The 19,095-nt window shown below is 66.5% G+C and carries 15 protein-coding genes; 9 read left to right on the top strand and 6 right to left on the bottom strand.

The window, feature by feature from the left end; translation table 11 throughout:
• The first annotated feature begins 24 nt into the window (after nucleotides 1-24).
• Together Y958_RS30385 and Y958_RS30380 are read left to right on the top strand one after the other, a co-directional pair.
• Nucleotides 25-2,169 (top strand): alpha-L-arabinofuranosidase C-terminal domain-containing protein, encoded by a 2,145-nt coding sequence (locus tag Y958_RS30385; RefSeq protein ID WP_244909717.1) that lies wholly within the window; start codon nucleotides 25-27, stop codon nucleotides 2,167-2,169.
• Nucleotides 2,170-2,207: 38 nt separating this feature from the next.
• Entirely contained in the window at nucleotides 2,208-3,278 is a 1,071-nt protein-coding gene (locus Y958_RS30380) for an alpha/beta hydrolase (protein ID WP_186291639.1), read from the top strand.
• A 51-nt stretch (nucleotides 3,279-3,329) separates the two neighbouring features.
• Here Y958_RS30380 and Y958_RS30375 read toward each other — a convergent pair whose 3' ends face one another.
• Complete coding sequence (locus tag Y958_RS30375; protein WP_040845317.1) at nucleotides 3,330-3,839, bottom strand: YciE/YciF ferroxidase family protein; 510 nt, start codon at nucleotides 3,837-3,839, stop codon at nucleotides 3,330-3,332.
• A gap of 368 nt (nucleotides 3,840-4,207) precedes the next feature.
• Between Y958_RS30375 and Y958_RS30370 the strand changes: the two genes are divergently transcribed.
• Nucleotides 4,208-4,618, top strand: coding sequence for a con-10 family general stress protein (locus Y958_RS30370; protein ID WP_088875625.1), 411 nt, complete (start codon nucleotides 4,208-4,210; stop codon nucleotides 4,616-4,618).
• Between the two features lie 307 nt (nucleotides 4,619-4,925).
• Entirely contained in the window at nucleotides 4,926-6,878 is a 1,953-nt protein-coding gene (locus tag Y958_RS30365; protein WP_088875624.1) for a hybrid sensor histidine kinase/response regulator, read from the top strand.
• A gap of 7 nt (nucleotides 6,879-6,885) precedes the next feature.
• Here Y958_RS30365 and Y958_RS30360 read toward each other — a convergent pair whose 3' ends face one another.
• The 3 genes from Y958_RS30360 to Y958_RS30350 form a co-directional block, all read right to left on the bottom strand.
• The gene (locus Y958_RS30360) at nucleotides 6,886-8,115 is read right to left on the bottom strand and encodes a DUF2252 family protein (protein WP_088875623.1); all 1,230 of its coding nucleotides are present in this window, start codon (nucleotides 8,113-8,115) and stop codon (nucleotides 6,886-6,888) included.
• Between the two features lie 105 nt (nucleotides 8,116-8,220).
• Nucleotides 8,221-10,692, bottom strand: coding sequence for a response regulator (locus tag Y958_RS32200; protein WP_088875622.1), 2,472 nt, complete (start codon nucleotides 10,690-10,692; stop codon nucleotides 8,221-8,223).
• The gene (locus tag Y958_RS30350) at nucleotides 10,689-12,188 is read right to left on the bottom strand and encodes an ATPase domain-containing protein (protein ID WP_088875621.1); all 1,500 of its coding nucleotides are present in this window, start codon (nucleotides 12,186-12,188) and stop codon (nucleotides 10,689-10,691) included. The genes Y958_RS32200 and Y958_RS30350 overlap by 4 nt, the downstream gene beginning before the upstream one ends.
• A 546-nt stretch (nucleotides 12,189-12,734) precedes the next feature.
• Between Y958_RS30350 and Y958_RS30345 the strand changes: the two genes are divergently transcribed.
• The 3 genes from Y958_RS30345 (at nucleotide 12,735) to Y958_RS30335 (ending at nucleotide 14,834) form a co-directional block, all read left to right on the top strand.
• Nucleotides 12,735-13,058 (top strand): hypothetical protein, encoded by a 324-nt coding sequence (locus tag Y958_RS30345; protein WP_211098818.1) that lies wholly within the window; start codon nucleotides 12,735-12,737, stop codon nucleotides 13,056-13,058.
• A gap of 276 nt (nucleotides 13,059-13,334) precedes the next feature.
• Complete coding sequence (locus tag Y958_RS30340) at nucleotides 13,335-14,228, top strand: manganese catalase family protein (RefSeq protein ID WP_088875620.1); 894 nt, start codon at nucleotides 13,335-13,337, stop codon at nucleotides 14,226-14,228.
• A gap of 270 nt (nucleotides 14,229-14,498) precedes the next feature.
• Nucleotides 14,499-14,834, top strand: a complete 336-nt coding sequence (locus Y958_RS30335) for a hypothetical protein (protein WP_088875619.1) — start codon at nucleotides 14,499-14,501, stop codon at nucleotides 14,832-14,834.
• 50 nt (nucleotides 14,835-14,884) lie between these two features.
• Here the strand turns inward: Y958_RS30335 and Y958_RS30330 are convergent, their stop codons facing one another.
• Nucleotides 14,885-15,283 (bottom strand): response regulator transcription factor, encoded by a 399-nt coding sequence (locus Y958_RS30330; protein WP_186291638.1) that lies wholly within the window; start codon nucleotides 15,281-15,283, stop codon nucleotides 14,885-14,887.
• Nucleotides 15,284-15,434: 151 nt separating this feature from the next.
• Nucleotides 15,435-17,465: a PAS domain-containing sensor histidine kinase gene (locus Y958_RS30325; RefSeq protein WP_244909716.1), complete on the bottom strand. Its 2,031-nt coding sequence runs from the start codon at nucleotides 17,463-17,465 to the stop codon at nucleotides 15,435-15,437.
• A 166-nt stretch (nucleotides 17,466-17,631) separates the two neighbouring features.
• On the opposite strand from Y958_RS30325, the gene Y958_RS32675 reads away from it, so the two are divergent.
• Both Y958_RS32675 and Y958_RS30320 read left to right on the top strand, forming a co-directional pair.
• Nucleotides 17,632-17,796: a hypothetical protein gene (locus Y958_RS32675; protein ID WP_244909715.1), complete on the top strand. Its 165-nt coding sequence runs from the start codon at nucleotides 17,632-17,634 to the stop codon at nucleotides 17,794-17,796.
• 79 nt (nucleotides 17,797-17,875) lie between these two features.
• Nucleotides 17,876-19,063: an SGNH/GDSL hydrolase family protein gene (locus Y958_RS30320; RefSeq protein ID WP_211098817.1), complete on the top strand. Its 1,188-nt coding sequence runs from the start codon at nucleotides 17,876-17,878 to the stop codon at nucleotides 19,061-19,063.
• Nucleotides 19,064-19,095 lie beyond the last annotated feature (32 nt).

Below are 19,095 nucleotides of genomic sequence, written 5' to 3'. Positions count from 1 at the left end.
GAAGGGCCCACCTGGGAGGGAATAATGGCAGCCACGCACAGCCGCCTGGGGGCGGTACTCGCGCTTTCGACAGTCTTGCTGGGTGGTGCCGTGTACGCGGCGGCGGAACCCGTGACCACGCGCCCCGTCGTCGCGCGGCCCGTCGTCGCGCGGATCGACGCCACGCGCGCCAGTGCCGCCGTCACGCCCTACGCTTACGGCATGTTCATCGAACCCATCGGCGGCCTCATGAACCGCGCGCTGTGGGCGGAGCTGCTGGACGACCGCAAATTCTACTTCCCCGTCGTCGCCGAGGGGAAGGATCCGCCCCAGCCCCTGTCGGTGGAGGGCAAGCCGGCCCTGGTCAATCGCAAATGGCGCCCCATCGGGGATGAGGCGGCGGTGACCATGGACCGGGCCCAGCCCTATGTCGGTGCGCAGAGCGTGCGCGTGGCGGTGGACGCGGCCGCGCCGCATGGCTTCGGCCAGGGCGGGCTGGGCGTGGCGCAGGGGCGCGAATATGTCGGACATATCGTGGCCAACGGAACCCCGGGCACGGTGCTGACGGTGGCGCTGGCGTGGGGGCCGGGTGCGGGCGACCGCCAGACGGTCACCCTGCCGCCGTTGACGGCGGAGTGGCAGAGCCTGGATTTCGCCTTCAAGCCGGGGGCCGACACGGCGGACGCCCGGTTCGAGGTGACAGGCGCCGGCACGGGCTTCTTCCGCGTCGGCACCGTCACCCTCATGCCGGCGGACAATGTGGACGGCTGGCGGGCCGACACCATCGCCGTGCTGAAGTCGCTGCACTCCGGCTTCTGGCGCCTCCCGGGCGGGAACTTCCTGTCGAACTGGGATTGGCACCAGGCCCTGGGCCCGCGCGACCGGCGGCCCCCCGTCTACGACTACGCCTGGAGCGCCATGCAGCCCAATGACCTTGGCATGGACGAGTATATGGCGCTGACCCGCCTGCTGGGGGTGGACCCCTATGTGACGGTCAACGCCGGCCTGGGCGACGCCCATTCCGCGGCGGAGGAGGTGGAGTACCTGAACGGCCCGGCCACCAGCGAATGGGGTGCCAAGCGCGCCGCCAACGGCCATCCCGAGCCCTACGGCGTACGCTACTGGAACATCGGGAACGAGCCTTACGGCTGGTGGCAGATCGGCCGCACCTCGCTGGACTACTTCATGATCAAGCACCGCGAGTTCGCCGCCGCGATGCGGGCGGTGGATCCGACCATCACCCTGATCGGTTCCGGCGCCATGCCGGACCAGATGCATCCGCGTGACGCCAAGGAGAACGCCAGCCTGGAGAGCATTCAGGCCAAGTTCGGGACCGAGAATGATTGGACCGGCGGGCTGCTGGCCAAGGCCTGGGGCGACTTCGACGGCCTGAGCGAGCATTGGTATGACACGGTGGAGAAGCGCCCCGACGCCCCGCCGGCGGACGAGTTGATGGAGTTCGCCCGCGCCCCCGCCAACCAGGTGCGCATGAAGGCGGAGGAATGGGCCATCTACCAGCGGCGCTTCCCGGCGATGGCGCAGAAGCCCATTTTCCTGTCCATCGACGAGTACGCCTACATCGGGGCCGGCACCAAACCCACCCTGAAGCTGGCGCTGGCCTATTCCATGGTGATGCAGGAGATGCTGCGCCATTCGGACTTCATCCGCATGAGCGCCTTCACCTTCGGCATTTCCACCCTGGACGTGACGCCGGCGGGGGCCACGCTGAACGCGACGGGCCAGGTCTTCAAACTGTATGGGGAGCGGTTCGGCGCCGGTGTCATCCCCGTCGCGGTGACGGGTGACGCGCCACCCCCGGACCCGAAGTTTGCGGTGGGCTACGATCACCCTCAGGTGAAGTCGGGCAGCCCGACCCATCCGCTGGACATCGTCGCCGGCCTCAGCCCCGACCGGCGCTCGTTGCGGGTCGCCGTGGTCAACGCCACTTTCCAGCCGCAACCGCTGTCGCTGGCGGTCCAGGGGGCGAAGGCCGACGGTGCCGGCCGCGTCTGGCGGCTGAGCGGGCCGGACCTGGACGCGCAGAACAAGGTGGGCGCCGCCCCACAGGTCACCATCATCGAGGCGCCGGCCCCGTCCTTGCGCGGGCCGCTGACGGTACCGGCGCTTTCCACCTCGATCTATGAGTTTCCGATCCGCATGGGCGGCCCCGCCCGGGTCGCCGGCCAGTGATTTTCCGCTGGCCAATGATATTCCCCAGGGAGGAACGAATGAGAAAAGCGGCCTATTGCCTTGCCATGGTGTTGGCGGCGGGGGCGGGCATCGGCCCCGCCCGTGCCCAGGTGACGACGGAGGCGCCAGCCCCCGTGCCCGGCGCCCGCGCGGTGACGGTGGAACACATCACCGTGCATGCCCCCACGCTGGAAGGTAACCTGGAGGGCGACGCCGTGGACCGCGACGTCTACGTGGTGCTGCCGCCCGGCTACGCCGCCAATCCGAAGAAGCGCTATCCGGTGGTCTACGCCCTGCACGGCTATTCTATCGGCGCTGCCCAGTGGATGGCGGAAATCCATGTGCCCCAGACGATCGAGGGCGCCTACGCCCAGGGCGCGCGGGAAATGATTGTCGTTCTGCCGGACAGCAAGACGGTCCACAATGGCTCCATGTATTCCAGCTCGGTGACCACCGGCGATTTCGAGACCTTCATCTCCCGGGACCTGGTGACTTATATTGACGGGCACTACCGCACCATCGCCAAGCGCGAGAGCCGGGGCCTGGCCGGCCATTCCATGGGCGGCTACGGCACCTCCCGCATTGGCATGAAGCATGCCGACGTCTTCGGCGCGCTCTATATGCTGAGCCCCTGCTGCCTCTCGCCCCGGGCCCTGGGGCCCATCGATCCCAAGACCTGGGAGACACTGGAGGCGGTAAAGGCGCCGGCGGACTCCGGCACGCTGCCGTTCATGGCGCGAGCGCAACTGGCCACCGCTGCCGCCTGGTCGCCCAACCCGCAGAATCCGCCGCTGTACCTGGATCTGCCCGTGAAGGATGGGCAGCCGCGGCCGGAGGTGCTGGCCAAATGGGCGGCCAACGCTCCGCTGGCCTTCGTGGACCAATATGTCGGGGCGCTGCGCCGCTACCGTGCCATCGCCATTGACGTGGGCGACCAGGACGGCCTCAAGGTCGATGCCGGCAAGCTACATGAGGCTCTGGACAGCTACCGCATCGCCAACAGCTTTGAGATTTACCCGGGCACCCACACCAGCCATGTGGCGTTCCGCATCCAGGAACAGGTCATCCCCTTTTTCAGCCGGAACCTGGATTTCGGCGAGGCACCCTGACGGGCCACCGGGTCCCGGTCGAGGTCGACCGGGACCCGGACTCCCGTCGCGTCAGGCCGCGCGGACCTGTTCCGCCGCCGTGTCGTTCACGGTGCGCGACGCCTTGTTCAGGATCTGGTCCGCGTTCTTTTCCTCTTCCAGCGTTTCGGACAGGATGTCGGCGGCTTCGTTGTACCCAAGCGCCAAGGCCCAGGCGATGGCGGAGCCGTAGCTGGCGATCTCATAATGCTCGACCTTCTGGGCCGCGGCGATGATGGCGCTGTCCAAGGCCTCCGGCGACAGGCCCAGGTCCAGCAACTCATTGGCCTCCGACAGCATGCCTTCCATGGCCTCGCATTTCTTGCCGCGGCTGCGGCTGCTGGTGTCCAGTGTCTCGAACACCTTGTCCAGCCGCTCCACCTGGCCCCGGGTTTCCTCCAGGTGGGTCTCCAGCGCCTGCCTCAAATCGTCGGCCGACGCCGCCTTGGCCAGCTTCGGCAGGGCGCGGACGATCTGGCGTTCCGCGCTGTAGATGTCTCGCAATTCTTCGATGAACATGGTTTGCAGGGTCTTTTGCGCCATGGCGTCCTCTCCGGTCTGATGGGACGGTCCGGTATGGCCCCGCCCCAGGGTTTGCTGGCGGAAAAGCGCGGACACCGGCTTCCCGTTCCATGTGGAATGAAATCTTCATCGATGGGTCACCGTGAAAGCGTGAGAGTAGACCGGGTTTTCCGATCGCGCACAAGTAGAATCATATGTGTATCTGGAATCTAAGCGCAGCTTTGACTTATCTATACTTCATTAAATAGTTTTATTCAGCAAAATCCGGAACCTTCCAGAACGCTTGGCCTTTATATGACACACCGCCAGAAAGATAAGACATCCGGGCCAGAGGCGCCTGGTACACCATTATGGAGACGGCGGTGCTTCCCCAGAATGGAGAGGACGTCATGAGCAAGGACAATGGAACTTCCAATCGCGGCTTCGCCTCGATGGATGAGGACAAGCAGCGGGATATCGCCAGCAAGGGCGGCTCCAGCGTGCCCGACGAGAAGCGCAGCTTCTCGCAGGATCATGAGCTGGCGGCCGAAGCCGGCCGCAAGGGCGGCGCCAGCGTTCCGGACGAGAAGCGCAGCTTCTCCCAGGACCGGGAACTGGCCGCTGAAGCCGGTCGCAAGGGCGGTGAGGCCTCCGGCGGCAACTTCGCCCATGACCGCGAGCGGGCGGCCGAGGCCGGCCGCAAGGGTGGCGAGGCGTCCGGTGGCGGCAACCGGGGCGGTGGCGGCAACTTCGCCAACAATCCGGAACGCGTGTCGGAGGCGGGCCGCAAGGGCGGCGAAGCGTCCCATGGGCATCGTTAGGGCGGCCCCGCGTGAACGTGGGGACACTTTGATGCGCGGGTGACCCCCGCAGGTTAAGAGAGCAGCGGCGGCTGTCCTTGTCGGATAGCCCCGCTGTTTTCCTGCGTCGGCGGCCTTGCCCCCTTCCGGCGGACTAAAGGTTCCAGCCAGGTCGGCGGTGGGGACCAGCTCATCCGAGGTATTAAAACACAGCACGGTTGGGTGGATTTTTATGACTAAGAACTTAATAAAATTCGGTTTTTCACCATTATAACCAAATAAATATCCCACATTTATTAATGAATTTCTCGGCCCTGCCATGATCTAAATGGCCTATGGACTGGACATCGGTGGCCCTGTTTCCGGCTATCGCATGATTGAGGGGTTGCCGTTGGAAACGGATATCGCGACCGGTGAAGCGCAAGGGGGCGACAGCCGGCGGTTTCAGCTTCTCGTAGACGCCATCGACGACTACGCGATCTACATGTTGGACGCGACCGGCGTGGTCAGCAGCTGGAACCCCGGCGCCCGGCGCTTCAAGGGCTATGAGGCCAGTGAGATACTGGGCCAGCACTTTTCCCGCTTCTACACCCAGGAAGACCGCGAGGCCGGGGTGCCCCAGCGAGCCCTGGCCATCGCCACCAGCGAGGGCCGGTTCGAGGCTGAGGGCTGGCGCGTGCGCAAGGACGGGACGCGGTTCTGGGCCAGCGTCGTGATCGACCCCGTCAGGGATGAGGCCGGCACCCTGATCGGCTTCGCCAAGGTCACCCGGGATATCACGGAGCGGCGCGAGGCCCAGCAGGCCCTGCGGGAAAGCGAGGCGCGCTTCCGCCTGCTGGTCCAAAGCGTTACCGACTATGCGATCTACATGCTGGACCCCACCGGCCACGTGACCAACTGGAATGCCGGGGCCGAGCGGATCAAGGGGTATCGCAGCGAGGAAATTGTCGGCGAACATTTCTCGCGCTTCTATACCGAGGAAGATCTGGCCGCCGGGCTGCCCGCCCGCGCGCTGGCCATCGCGGAAGCCGAGGGCCGTTACGAGAAGGAGGGGTGGCGTGTCCGCAAGGATGGCACCCGGTTCTGGGCACATGTGATCATCGACGCCATCCGGGACGACACCGGCAAGCTGGTGGGCTTCGCCAAGATCACCCGCGACAACACCGAACGCCGGGAGCTGGAGGAACGGCTGCGCCACGCCCAGAAGATGGAAGCGATCGGCCAGCTGACGGGCGGCATGGCCCACGACTTCAACAATCTGTTGCAGGCCATTTCAGGATGCCTGCAGATGATTGGCCGCGGTGGGGACAAAAGACGCAACGCGCGCCTGGTGGAGGCCGGAATGCAGGCGGTGGACCGGGGCACCAAGCTGATACAGCAACTCATGACCTTTTCGCGCCAGCGCCAGATGGATGTGGAACCGGTGGATCTGCGGAACGCCCTGCTCAGCTGCATCGGGCTGATCAAGCAGGTGGTCCGCAGCGATATCGAGGTGACGCTGGCGCTACCCAGCGGTGTGTGGCCGGTGCAGACCGACCCCGTCCAGCTGGAGGTGGCGCTCCTGAACCTGGCGGCCAACGCCCGCGACGCCATGCCGGCGGGTGGCAGGCTGGTTCTGGGCGCGGAAAACGTCAGCGGATGGGATGGGCGGACCGACGCGGTGCGGGTTTATCTGTCCGATACCGGCGGCGGCATGCCGCCCGAGGTGGTGGCCCGCGCCTTCGACCCGTTCTTCACCACCAAGGCGACGGGCAAGGGCACCGGATTGGGCTTGTCCCAGGTTTACGGTTTCGCCCATCAGTCGGGCGGTGCCGCCTGGATCGACAGCGCCGTGGGCACCGGCACGACCGTGTCCTTGATATTGCCCCGGGCGGCGGATGCGCCCAAAGGATCCCAGGTTTCGCCCCAGGCCTCCGCCCCCCGTGGCACCGCCCGCATCCTGGTGGCGGAGGACGACCCCATCCTGGCGCCGATCATCGGATCGGCGCTGGAGGATTTGGGCTACAACGTGACGCACGTTCCCAGCGGCCAAGAGGCGCTGGACCTCATCCTGGCCGGCCGGGACTTCGATCTGCTGTTCAGTGACATCGTCATGCCCGGCGCGATGAACGGGCTGGACCTGGCGCGGGAGGTCAAGCGCCTGCGTCCCAGCCTGCCGGTCATCCTGTCCACCGGTTACAGCGAGGAACCCGCCGCTCAGCACGGATATCAGGTGCTCGCCAAGCCTTATCGCATCGAGGAACTGGCCCTGGCCATCGGTAACGCGCTTGAGGCCGCCTGACGCGGCCTCATCCCGCGCGCTTCAGCTCACAGGCGGTCGCGTCCTCGGTGCGGAAGCGTGGCAGGGCGTGCAGCCGGCAGTGTTCCAGATAGGCGCGTTCATGAATGCCGAGCAGGTCCACGACGCTGGCCCACAACCAGCTGGGCGCATCCAGCCTGGCGGAGCGTCCGCGGGCCAAGTCCTTCATCCAGGCGGACCGGTCCTGAGGGTCCATCTGTCGGCCATGGGCGGAGCCAACCACCCCACCGAGGTAGGCGGCCAGGGGTTTGGCCTTGGCGGAGGTCAGCCGGTCAACCTCCAGCTTCAGGTCCTGGGGCATCAGTTCGCGCAGCACCATGGCCTTGTCCAGCAGCCGCGTCGCCACCATGCGGCGGCCCAGCTTGGGTGACAGCGCCCGGGCGCCGGTCACGACCCGGAGCGCATTGTCCCGGGGCATGCTCGCCTCCGGCGATCGGGGGGCGGCCGCCGTCACCCCTTCCTTGAGGTCGATCAGGCAGAAGGAGGCGCCCTTGCCGTCACCGATCTGAGCCATGGCGGCGAAGCGCAAGCGACCCAGGGAGCTGCAGCCCTTCCGCCAATAGGCGGCGTCCACCAGGCGGACCACGTCACCACGGTCGCGAGATTGCAGGCCGGTGACCAGGTCCCGGACCGCCTCTTCCTGGAACAGGGCATGCAGGGCGGCGCGTTCGGCGTCGGTCAGGGCCCAGAACCGCTTGCCCAGCGGCACCTCGGGCTTGACCGTTTCGAACCGCTCCCATGCCAGATGGCGCCACCGCCGGCGGACGGAGCGGTCCAGCAAATTCCGGATGCTGCCGGGCATCAGGGCCTTTTCGCGGTCGTCATCGAAGTTACCCGCCAAGGCCAGCTCATAGCCGGCCACCAGGTTTTCCAGGATGTGGGCGGTGACGACGCCCGGCAGGTCGGCGCCGCGTGCGACCGAGGCCAATGACAGGCCCAGCCGGATCAGGTCGTGGGCGGGGTTGCCGATGACGGTCTGGTCCAGATCGCGGATCTGGATGGCCACCCGCTCCTTATAGTCGGCCACCGGCCCCAGGTTGCCCACATGGCAGTCCCCACATATCCAGACGGGGGGGCCCTGGGGAAGATCGCCCGGCCCGGACTCCAGCCATTCGTAGAACTTGACGGTGCTGCCCCCGACGTAGGCATGGGCGGACTTGGCCATCTTCACGTTGCGGATCTTCCGTAGCCGCTCCGCCCTATCCTCAGGTCTGGTCATGCGGTGTCGCTTCCCCATCGGTCAACGCGCCGGACGCCACGAAGGCGCCCGGACCCTAACCATGTTGAACCGCGTCCGGTAGGCACTGGTTCCTGAGACGCCGCTTTATCGCGCCATCATCTTGGTAAGGCGCTGGGCCAGGACATCCATGGGGAACGGCTTGGTGATCAACTCCATGTCCTGTGCCAGGAAGTCCTGCGAAGGCATGGCGTTTTCGGCGTAGCCGGTCATGAACAGGACCTTGAGGCCGGGCCGCGCCGGGCGGGCGGCGTCGGCGATCTGCCGGCCATTAAGGCCCGGAAGCCCGACATCGGTGATCAGCAGGTCAACCTGCTGGTCCGATTGCAGGATGGCCAGGCCCGACGGCCCATCGTCCGCCTCCAGCACCCGATATCCCAGATCGCCCAACAGTTCGACGATCAGCTTGCGCACCACCGGCTCGTCCTCGACGACCAGGACAACCTCGTCAGAGCGCGCGCGATTGTCTGCCGGCAGCGTCGCCAGGTTCGCCTCGGAGGCATCCGCCTGCCCGCCATGGTGTGGAAGGTAGAGCTTGACCGTCGTGCCTTTGCCCAATTCGCTCTCGATCCGGGCGTACCCTTCGGACTGGCGCATAAAGCCGTAGATCATGGATAGGCCCAATCCCGTGCCCTGGCCCAGCGGCTTGGTGGTGAAAAAGGGATCGAAGGCCCGGCGGATCGTCTCCGGCGACATGCCCATGCCCGTGTCGGTCACGGAGATGCAGACATAGCGCCCCGGCCGCATGTCACCGGCCCCACCGGCGTGCTGGCCGTCCAGATGGGCGTTGCGGGTGCCGATGAAAAGCTTTCCGCCCTCCGGCATGGCGTCACGCGCGTTGATGCACAGGTTCAGGATGGCGTTCTCAAGCTGATTGGGGTCGCACAGCGTCGGCCACAGGCCATCCGCAGGCACGAGTTCTAGGTCGACGCGCTCTCCGAGGCTTCGGCGCAGCAGATCGGCCATGGAGGCGATGAGGCTGTTGGCATCCACCGGCGTCGGCTTCAGCGGCTGGCGGCGGGAGAATGCCAGCAGGCGGTGGGTCAGGGCGCCCGCGCGTTGGGCCGAGGCCATGGCCGCGGCGGTGAAGCGCTCCACATCGCTGGTCCGTCCTTGCGTCAGCCGGCGGTTGACGAGATCCAGTGAGCCGGTGATGCCCTGCAACAGGTTGTTGAAGTCATGGGCGATGCCGCCGGTGAGCTGGCCCACGGCCTCCATCTTCTGCGACTGGCGCAGTTGCTCTTCGATTTCACGCTGGGCCGTGATGTCACGCCCGACGGTGTAGAGCAGCCCGTCATCGGGTGATGCGGTCCAGGCGATCCTGCGGAAGCTTCCGTCCTCCGCGCGCAGTCGCCCTTCGAAGTTCGATATCGGATCGCCGCGTTTCAGCCGCCGCATCTGGTGCTTGATGCCGCCGGCATCCTCGGGGTGGACCAGATCGAACAGGTTGGTGACCCGCAGGTGCTCTTCCGGCCATCCCAGCGCGGCTGTCCAGGCATGGTTCACGGCCAGCAGCGCGCCCTCGGCGTCCAGGACCGCCATCAGGTCGTTTGACAGCCGCCACATCCGGTCGCGCTCGCGCGTGCGCTCCTCGACCCGCGCCTCCAGCGTCGCGTTGGCCTGCTGCACGTCCTGCAACAGGCGCGCGTTGTCCATGGCGACGCCCGCCTGCGCGGCCAGGCCGCCGGCCATCAACACCGCCCGATCATCGAAAACGCCGGCGTCCGGATGGCCGAAGAATAGGCCGCCGAGCCTGTCGCCCGAGCGCGAGAGGACGGGCACCGCCAGGTAGCTGGCCATCCGGGGCGCGTCTTCCGCCGAACCGCTCCCGCCAGGCACGGGTTCCCGGGCGATGTCGTCACGGCGGATGAGATCCCCTGGCATGGGAAACGCCGCGAAGATGTCCGTCTGCGTGCCCGACCAGGCATAGGATTGGCGGGATTCCCCGGCCTCGCTGGTGGTGGCGTGGAAGGCGCCATAGGCGGCGCCGGTCAATTCCACACCGGCGTCGACGACGCGTTGTCCCACTATCCGCAGGTCAAGGCTGGCCGCGATCCGCATGGCTGTTTGATTCAGGAGTTCCAGCATGTGGGTTTGGCGGGCCAGCAGATCGCGGTTTTCCCGCAGCTCCTCGATGCGGCTGCGGGCCTCATATTGCCGCCGGCGCCCCCGGGCAGCGGATCGGATCACGCTGACCAGCGAGGTCGGATGGAACGGGCGTTCCACGAAGGTGACATTGCCCAGTCCGACGGCCATGACCTGGGCTTTGGGCCCGATGGCGGGGGCGGAGCGCAGGGTCAGCACGATGAAAGGCAGATCGGACCAGGACGGCTGCTCCGCCACCCAGCGGAACAGGGGGTCGGGGTCAGCTTTCAGCAACGCCTCCTCGGTCACCAGCACCATGCCGGCCCCGGCGAGGAGTTGCTGATGCAACTCGCCCGGGTCGGCGCAGATGAATGCCGGGAGACCCGCGTCGTCCAGGATGCCGGACGCGATTTTCGCATCACGCCCCATCGGCGTCAGGATCAGGGTGCGAAGGGAATGCAGCCCGGGGGTCACGCCCGGTTTCCGTCAAACAGGGCGGTTTGCGCGCCGGTATAGAGCGGGTTGCCCCGCAGCACACCCTGCAGATTGCGCAGGGGTTCGCCCAATTGAAGGCCACCGTCCGCGATGCGATATTCCCGAATGGTGCTTTCATGCGCGCCGGTCCGCTTCTTCACGACGGACATCGCCCTGCGGACATCGCCATCGGCCTCGAAATAGCGCAGCAGGATCACGGTGTCGGCAAGGTAGGTGATCTCCACCGGGCTCTGCATGCTGCCGAACAGCCCGTGCTGCGCCACCGTGACGAATGTCGCGACCCCCTGGCGATTGAGGTACAGCAGGACTTCGTGAAGGTGCAGGACCAGCGCCCGTTCCTCCGGCATGGCCGCCTCATAGCCCGTCAGGCTGTCGATGACGACAGTCTTGATCCCCTGTTCGTCGATGGCGGCGCGGACCCGGTGTGAGAATTCGCCGGGCGACAGTTCGGCCGCATCCACCTGTTCGACGAACACGTCACCCCTTTTGCGCAGCGCCTCCAGGTCGATGCCGAAGGCCTTCATTCGCTTGAAGAGAAGGCCGATCTCTTCATCGAATGCGAAGATCGCCGCCTTTTCGCCGCGCGCGACGGCGGCGGCGACGAACGTCAAGGCAAGCAGCGACTTCCCGGTTCCCGCCGGACCGATGACCAGCGTGCTGGAACCCGCTTCCACCCCGCCCCCCAGAAGCTGGTCAAGAGGGGGGTTGCCGCTCTTCAGCTCGTCGCGCGGGAAGCGTGTCTTGTGTTCAATGGCGACCAGGCGGGGGAAGACGCGGACACCCTCGGCGCTGATGACGAAGTCGTGGAAGCCGCCCCTGAACGCCGTTCCCCGGTATTTGAGCACCCTCAGACGCCGGCGCTCGGCGCCGTAGGCGGGGGCCAGCTGTTCAAGATGAACGACGCCGTGGGCGACGCTATGAACCGTCCTGTCCCAGGTGTCGGTGGTCAGGTCGTCCAGCATCAGGACGGTGGCACCCAAGCTGGCGAAGTAATGCTTCAGCGTCAGCACCTGGCGGCGATACCGCAGGGAGCTTTGGGCCAGAAGGCGCAGTTCCGACAGGCTGTCCAAGGCAATGCGGTCAGGCTTGATGCGTTCGACCTCTTTGACCAGGCGTTCCATGCTCTCGCCCAGCTCCAACTCCGATGCGTGGATCAAGGTCTGGCGTTGATCGGCGTCCAGAAGCGCCTCGGGCGGCACCAGTTCCAATATCTGGATGCTGGGCGGCAAATCCCATCCCCGCGCGGCGGCACCCTCGCGGAGTTCGGCCTCCGTCTCCGACATGGTGACATAAAGGGTGCGCTCCCCCTTGGCGGCGCCCTCAAGCAGGAACTGCAGGGCGATGGTCGTCTTTCCCGAACCAGGTTCGCCTTCCAGCAGGAACACGTGACGGCGCGTCAGCCCGCCGGCCAGAACATCGTCCAGGCCGGGAATACCGGTGGCGGCCCTGGGCGATAGGGTCTTCGTTTCAACCAAGGCGGCCCTCGTTCCGAATTGCAGGTTGCGGATGCTCCAAGGCTGCGACTTACAACCCGAAGATCCCGCCGATGGTTCCAGGGAACCCCACGGCCGTCGCGTTTGATATGCGGCGGCGTTTCCGGCGAACCGGTCTTAAGGATGGGAGAGGCGAAAAATATCGTAATTTATGAAAGCAACTTCCCGGGGAGGGAAGGTTGGTGGGAACACCCACTCGCGGAAAGAAAAACATTGAATCTTCAGAACGGGAATCGGCCATAAGGACGTAAGCCGGAATATTCAGGGCAGGCGGTGTCGGGAATTCTACTGGGATTCCCCCTGCGATTGGAGCTACTGCCGGGGAGGGGCCAACGGAGCGCCGGTTTCTTGACACGGCCGTGAGCCGACGGCCGTGGAGAATTCTTCCAATAGACAGGCAAGCTGACCGGCCATGGGCGCGCTGATCGCGGACAACCCACGAACCTGCACCCGGGCCGGCTGCGTTGATCTTGGTTGGGAATTTGCCGGCGCGGCCAGTCCGCTCTGGCTCGGCCGCCGCTGACCGGGATGATCGACTGCAACGAGGCGCGGCGCCCTGAGGACCTGGATGCCTTCCTGAAGAATTACCCCATCCTCATCCTGGATGAGGCGACCTCCGCCCTGGACACGGAATCCGAACTGAAAATCCAGCGTTCCCTGGTGGAGCTCATGGCCGGGCGCACGGTGATCGCCGTGGCGCACCGGCTGTCCACCGTTGCCGCCTTCGACCGCATCCTGGTCATGGAGGACGGTCGCATCGTTGAGGACGGGTCCGCCGCGGACCTGCGCCGGTGCAACGGCCTGTTCGCCCGCATGTGGCGCCTGCAGGCGGAGGGTCTGGCCGCGGAATGAACACCCGTGGCCGGCCCTTCAGTCAGCGTCTGAGACGCTGGGCTTGAGCCCGGTTCCCGCGAGGTGTTTCCGCAGCTTGTCGTGCACGGGCGGGGATGCATGAGAGGCCAAGAAATTGATCATAAAGTACTGTGATTAAGCGAAGCTTGGTCTCAGCAATTACTTTGACTTTCTCGTTCTATTGGAACAATTCCAGATTTTCGCCCTTTAAATGTCGCTTCTAAGGGGCGCGGTGTCGCCCATGGGTCACCGACATGAATCAGAGGGACGAAGACGATGTTCATGCACAACAAGCGCCTGCAATACACGGTGCGGGTCGCCGAACCCAATCCCGTCCTGGCCAGCCTGATGCTGGAACAGTTCGGCGGGCCGCAGGGCGAGCTGGCGGCCGCCATGCGCTATTTCACCCAGGCGCTGAGTGAGACCGACCCCGGCCGCAAGGACATGCTGTTCGACATCGCCACGGAGGAACTGAGCCACCTGGAGATCATCGGCAGCATCGTCGCCATGCTGAACAAGGGCATCAAGGGCGACCTCGCCGAGGCCAACATGGCGGAGGCCGACCTCTATGCCGCGCTGAACCAGGGGGGCGACAGCCATACCCAGTCGCTGCTGTACGGCGGCGGGCCGTCGCTGACCAATTCCTCCGGCGTGCCGTGGACGGCGGCCTACATCGACAGCATCGGTGATCCCACCTGCGACTTGCGGTCCAACATCGCGGCAGAAAGCCGGGCCAAGATCGTCTACGAACGGCTGATCAACGTCACCGACGATCCCGGCATCAAGGACGCCCTGGGTTTCCTCATGACGCGGGAGATCGCGCACCAGAAATCATTCGAGAAGGCGCTCTACGCCATCGAACCCAACTTCCCGCCGGGCAAGCTGCCGGGCAAGGCCGAGTTCGCCGACCTTTACGTCAACACGTCTCAAGGCGAAGGGGATACCGAAGGCCCTTGGAACGCCGGCGGGACCTGGCAACGGCTTGACGATGTGGAGGGTAGCCTGCCGCTGGACGGTGGCGACGGCCTGCCGTCCGTCACCTTGACCGACGCTCAGCAGGAAGCCGCCCAGGCCCTGGCGGCCCGCACCATGTCCAACCCCGAAAGCGACCCTGTGACCGGCGCCGACCTCGGATCCGGCAAGCTCGCGGCGGAGATGGCGGACGTCTGATACCGCGCGGGCATTAGCATGGTCTCTTCCGGGGGCCATGGCAGCCCCCTTCATGCCACGCCGGTTTGTCGCCGGCGTGGCTTTTTCTATGCCGGCATGGCTGACATTTGGAATCGTGATTAGTGACGATATAGCAAATCCATCACTCATCACATATTTTAGCGGGGTGGCTTGATGCTGCGCCCCGCCCACGGCGGTGCGGGTTCACGAATGGCTCCTCGCCTGTGTCCCTTTCAGGACGGCGGCGCGGCGCATTGCCGGAGACTAAAGATGTCCGCCTCTGTTCAGAGAGTGTTTCGGGCGCCCATCGGCGCCTTGATCCTGATTGGAATTATGTCCAGCCCGGCGCTCGCGGCGCGGCAGGACGATCCGGCGAAAGCCTTCATCGCGTCATTGGCGGGTGAGCGGGACGCCGGAGTGCCGCACGATCCCGGCTACCTTGAAGCTCAGCCCGGGCCCGAGGCTCAGCCGGGGGAGGACGCGGCGCGGCGGTTCATCGCCGGTTTGGCGGGCAAGCACGACCGTCCGTCCAGCATCACCGCGCCCGAGGTGGACACACCGCCCGAGCGTGACTTCATAAATCGTCTCGCCGGCCGGACACCCTGACACTGGGGCCCGTCCGCCCGTTCTCCGTGGGAAGCGCCAGGTTGGATGGACTATGGGTCCCGCCCTGCCACCGCCGCTTCAACCCGGGTCAGCAGATCCTCCGGATCCAGGGGTTTGCACAGGAAGGCCGCGGCACCGGCCTCCAGCGCCCGCTGGCTCAGGGCGGGGTCGGCGAAGGCCGTCATGATGATGATGGGCAGGTCGTTGCCGGCGTCGCGCAGCGCCGCCTGCAGGGCCAGCCCGTCCATGACCGGCATATGCAGGTCGGTGACCAGGCAGGCGGCCTGGTCACGCGCGGGGGAGTCCAGAAACGCCACTGCCCCGTCGAATCCCCGGGCATCGAACCCGGCAGAGCGCATGAGGCTCAGCAGGCTGCCGCGGACTTCCGCGTCATCGTCGACGATCGCGATAATGGGATTGCTCAGGGCCCTTACTCCGCCTTCGGACACGCACCCGCCGGATGAAGGCGGTGGGGATGCGCGTCCATGGTGCCGCGCGCCTCCTTGAACGCATCCCTGTACCCCAGCGGGCGGGCAGGGGCCCATCATACATAGATGTTAATTTGGGTGTTTGTTGCTGGAAGGCGTCTGGGCACGGCGATCACGCGGCGTGCATGCCGCCACTTTCCCCGACGCCGTCGCCGGCCGCCCGCTCCTCCGGCGCTGCCGGCAGGGTGAAGGCAAAGGTGGCGCCCCGGCGGCCGCCTCCGGGGGCGGTAGCGTCGTTATTGGCGGCGGTGATCTGGCCCCCGTGCGCCTCGATGATGGATCGGCAGATGGACAGGCCCATCCCCATGCCATCGGCCTTGGTGGTAAAGAAGGGCTCGAACAAGGTCGCGGGTTCCACATCCTGGATGCCGCCGCCGCTGTCGCGTACGGAAACCCTGACCAGATCGTCCACCCGCTCCGCCAGGATGGTGATGTCGCGGGCCGCGTCGCCGTCCACCAGCGGGATCCCCTGCGCGGCGGTGGCCTGGATGGCGTTCATCAGCAGGTTCATCAGCACCTGTTGCACCTGCACCTTGTCACCCCGCACCGGTGGCAGGTCGGATGGGCACAGAACGCGGACGGCGATGGCCTTGGCCTGTATCTCGCGGCCCACCAGGGCCACGGTTTCCGCCACCAGCGCCTCCACCACCAAGGTGTCGGCCTTGGGCGGCGCCTTGCGGGCCAGGGCGCGGATGCGGGCGATGACGTCGGCGGCGCGGGTGCCGTTGGTCACCACATGCTGCAGGCAGTCGTCCACCTCATGTGCATGCTCCGGCCCGCGCGCCAGCCAGCGGCGACCCGTCTTGCCATAGGTGATGATGGCCGACAGCGGCTGGTTGACCTCATGCGCGATGGAGGCCGCCAGTTGGCCCAGCGTACTCATGCGCGACACATGCGCCAGTTCGGTCCTGAGCTGCGCCAGCTTGGCCTGGACCTGGTTGCGCTCCGTCACATCAAGCGCCATGACCAGGATGCGCGACCAGTCCTCATCCTCCGGCGGGACGGTGACGCGCAGCACCACGTCCACCATGCCGCCCGACAGGGTACGGAATTGGCCCTCCGCCTCCACCATGCGCTCACCCGCCGACAGGGCGGCGAACACCTGGACCAGGGCGGCCTCGCTGCTGGGCGTGTACATGGCGACGATGCTGCCGGCCAGCAGCTGTTCCGCCCCCTCGGCCTCGAACAGGCGGACGGCGGCGGCGTTGATGGCGCGGATGCGGGTTGCCTGGCCCGCCTGCCGGATCAGGTCGGGGTGCAGGGCCAGGCCGGCCTTGAGGTCGCCGCCACCCAGGTCGCGCGCCCTTTCCAGCACGCGGAAGGCGTCCGTCCAGTCCGACTCCCAGATGGCGAAGCCGGCGGCGTTGAAGATGGCGCGATAGCGTCCCTCGGACCTCTGGCGCTCCGCGTCCGCCCGCCGCTGTTCCGTCAGGTCGGCGCTGGTCTCGATAATGCCGATGTTGCCGCCCTGGCCGTCGAAGCGCGCCAGCCAGCGGCTGGCCAGCACGATGCGGCGGCCGTCGCGGCGCACCCGTGTCAGCTCGCCGGACCAGTGGCCGGCCTGGGCGAGGGCCTGGTGCACCTCGCTCGCCGGGTAAGCGGTCTGCAGCAGCTGCTGACAGGGTTGGCCCAGCGCTTCCTCCCGCGTCCAGCCGTACAGATGTTCCGCGCCATCGTTCCAATAACGGATGATGCCGTCGGCGTCGTGGATGACCACGGTGTCGTGCGTCAGCTCCAGGATGCGGGCCTGCTCCGCCATGGCGGTACGGGCGCTGCGATTGCTGAGCGACAGCAGTGTGGTGATCAGGATGGCCGTCAGGCTGACGGCCAGGCGCATGGCCGCCCCTTCCGACAGGTCATCCATATGGCCGACCAGGAAGGCGCCGCCGGTCAGCGCGGCGCAGGCCAGGCCTGTGAGCATCACCGCCCGGCGGCCGTGGGAGATGGCGACCAGCAGCACGACGGCTGTGTGCAACACCGCCACCGCGCCCTGCAGCGGGCTGAAGGCATCGGCGGAAAAAATCAGCAACGCCAACACGGCTGCGGCCACGCACTGGGTGCGGCCATGGCCGGCCAGCGCCGCCAGGGGTCGTGATCGCCGGCGCGGCGGCGCCCGATGGGGATGCGAGGGAGAGGGGCCCATGATCCGCCCGTGCTTATTGTCCAGGCCGGGCCTGCGATGTTGCGTCGCGGCCAGGATAATCAAGGGCCTAGCGGTCCGTAAATAGTATCGCATTTGTGCAACGAAATCCGCGCGCGATTGCTCCGATGCCCGCCTGGTCGCTGACGCCTTGGCCCGGGTGGTGGAGATGCCGTATGGCCAGCGCCCCTTTCGCACCCACGTCGATCCCGCCAGCGATGGCTGCGAGGTGGTGAACGGCGTGGCCGACCGGGTGCGCGCCGAACTGCTGCGGCGCATCGGGCTTGAGGACATCCTGAGGCCGCACCCGTATGGCCAGCCGCAGGCGCTCTAGTTCCAGCACTGGCAGCCGGCAACCGATACCGCTACTCTCCCGCCATTTGGCATATAAGTCTGATGCTGGGAGGAAAGCGGTGAAGTCCCTAAACGTTCTGTCGGCGTTCATTCTGTCGCTTACGGCCACCCTGGCCGCCGGCCCGGTCCTGGCCAGGGACACGGCGGCCCCCAGTGGGACGGCTCATGGTGGGATAGCCCATGGTGGGGCACCCAAGGTGGAGCCCGTGGCCGACCTGCCCGCTGGCGCCACGGCCCTGCCGGGGCACATCGGCGGCCGGGTGTTGGCCGAGGGGACCGAGGGCGGTTTCCGCCGGCAATGGCCGGGCACCTATGTCGAGACCCGCTTCGTGGGGACTTCGGCCCTGTTCCGCGTCGGTCCGGGCGACGTCAGCCTGCGCATCAGCGTCGATGGCGGCGCGCCGGCGGCGCTGGTGAAGCCCAAGCCGGGCGTCTATCGCGTCACCGGGCTGAAGGCGGGCGCGCATACCCTGCGTGTTGACACCGCCAGTGAAACCCAGGCGGGCCCTAGCGCCTTCGGCGGCTTCTACGCCCCGGCGGGCACCAAGCCGCTGCCCATTCCGGCCCGGGCGCGGCAGATCGAGTTCATCGGCGACAGCCACACCGTGGGCTACGGCAACATCGCGGACCAGGCAGCGTTCCAGCAGACATGCACGACGGCCGAGGTGTGGGACACAACCGATACCTCGCAAGGCATCGCGCCGCGCCTGGCCGGGCGCTATGGTGCCGATTACCAGGTGAACGCCATTTCCGGCCGGGGCATCGTCCGCAACTACAACGGCTTCGCCGCCGACACCCTGCCGCAGGCCTACCCTTACACTCTGTTCGACCATGCCGCCCGCTATGATGATCCGGCCTGGCATCCCCAGGTCATCGTCATCGCCCTGGGTACCAACGACTTCACCACGCCCTTGCATGCGGGGGAGAAGTGGGCCACCCGCGACGCCCTGCACGCCGATTACGAGGCGACCTACGTTGACTTCGTGAAAGCCCTGCGCGCCCATAACCCTCAGGCCTATTTCCTGCTGTGGGCGACCGACATGGCCGATGGCGAGATCGCGGCGGAAGTGGCCAAGGTGGCGGACAAGCTGCACGCAGCCGGCGAGAACCGCCTGGCCTTCCTCCCCATGCACGACATCGCGTTCAGCGGCTGTCATTCCCATCCCGGCCTGGCGGACGATGCCAAGATCGCCAAGGCATTGGGCGACTACATGGATGCCCATCCCGAGGTGTGGCAAGCGAAGTGAGATGAGACGTTTGTGGGAGTTCTGATTTCAGA

The sequence above is a fragment of the Nitrospirillum viridazoti CBAmc genome (assembly GCF_000730165.1).
GTDB classification, from domain to species: Bacteria; Pseudomonadota; Alphaproteobacteria; order Azospirillales; family Azospirillaceae; genus Nitrospirillum; species Nitrospirillum viridazoti.
This window is presented reverse-complemented; position numbering and strand designations above follow the sequence as displayed.

Coding starts and splice junctions, on each gene's coding strand:
- Y958_RS30385 (WP_244909717.1), top strand. CDS start 25: ATGGCAGCCACGCACAGCCGCCTGGGGGCGGTACTCGCGCTTTCGACA.
- Y958_RS30380 (WP_186291639.1), top strand. CDS start 2,208: ATGAGAAAAGCGGCCTATTGCCTTGCCATGGTGTTGGCGGCGGGGGCG.
- Y958_RS30375 (WP_040845317.1), bottom strand. CDS start 3,839: ATGGCGCAAAAGACCCTGCAAACCATGTTCATCGAAGAATTGCGAGAC.
- Y958_RS30370 (WP_088875625.1), top strand. CDS start 4,208: ATGAGCAAGGACAATGGAACTTCCAATCGCGGCTTCGCCTCGATGGAT.
- Y958_RS30365 (WP_088875624.1), top strand. CDS start 4,926: ATGGCCTATGGACTGGACATCGGTGGCCCTGTTTCCGGCTATCGCATG.
- Y958_RS30360 (WP_088875623.1), bottom strand. CDS start 8,115: ATGACCAGACCTGAGGATAGGGCGGAGCGGCTACGGAAGATCCGCAAC.
- Y958_RS30345 (WP_211098818.1), top strand. CDS start 12,735: ATGATCGACTGCAACGAGGCGCGGCGCCCTGAGGACCTGGATGCCTTC.
- Y958_RS30340 (WP_088875620.1), top strand. CDS start 13,335: ATGTTCATGCACAACAAGCGCCTGCAATACACGGTGCGGGTCGCCGAA.
- Y958_RS30335 (WP_088875619.1), top strand. CDS start 14,499: ATGTCCGCCTCTGTTCAGAGAGTGTTTCGGGCGCCCATCGGCGCCTTG.
- Y958_RS30325 (WP_244909716.1), bottom strand. CDS start 17,465: ATGGGCCCCTCTCCCTCGCATCCCCATCGGGCGCCGCCGCGCCGGCGA.
- Y958_RS32675 (WP_244909715.1), top strand. CDS start 17,632: ATGCCGTATGGCCAGCGCCCCTTTCGCACCCACGTCGATCCCGCCAGC.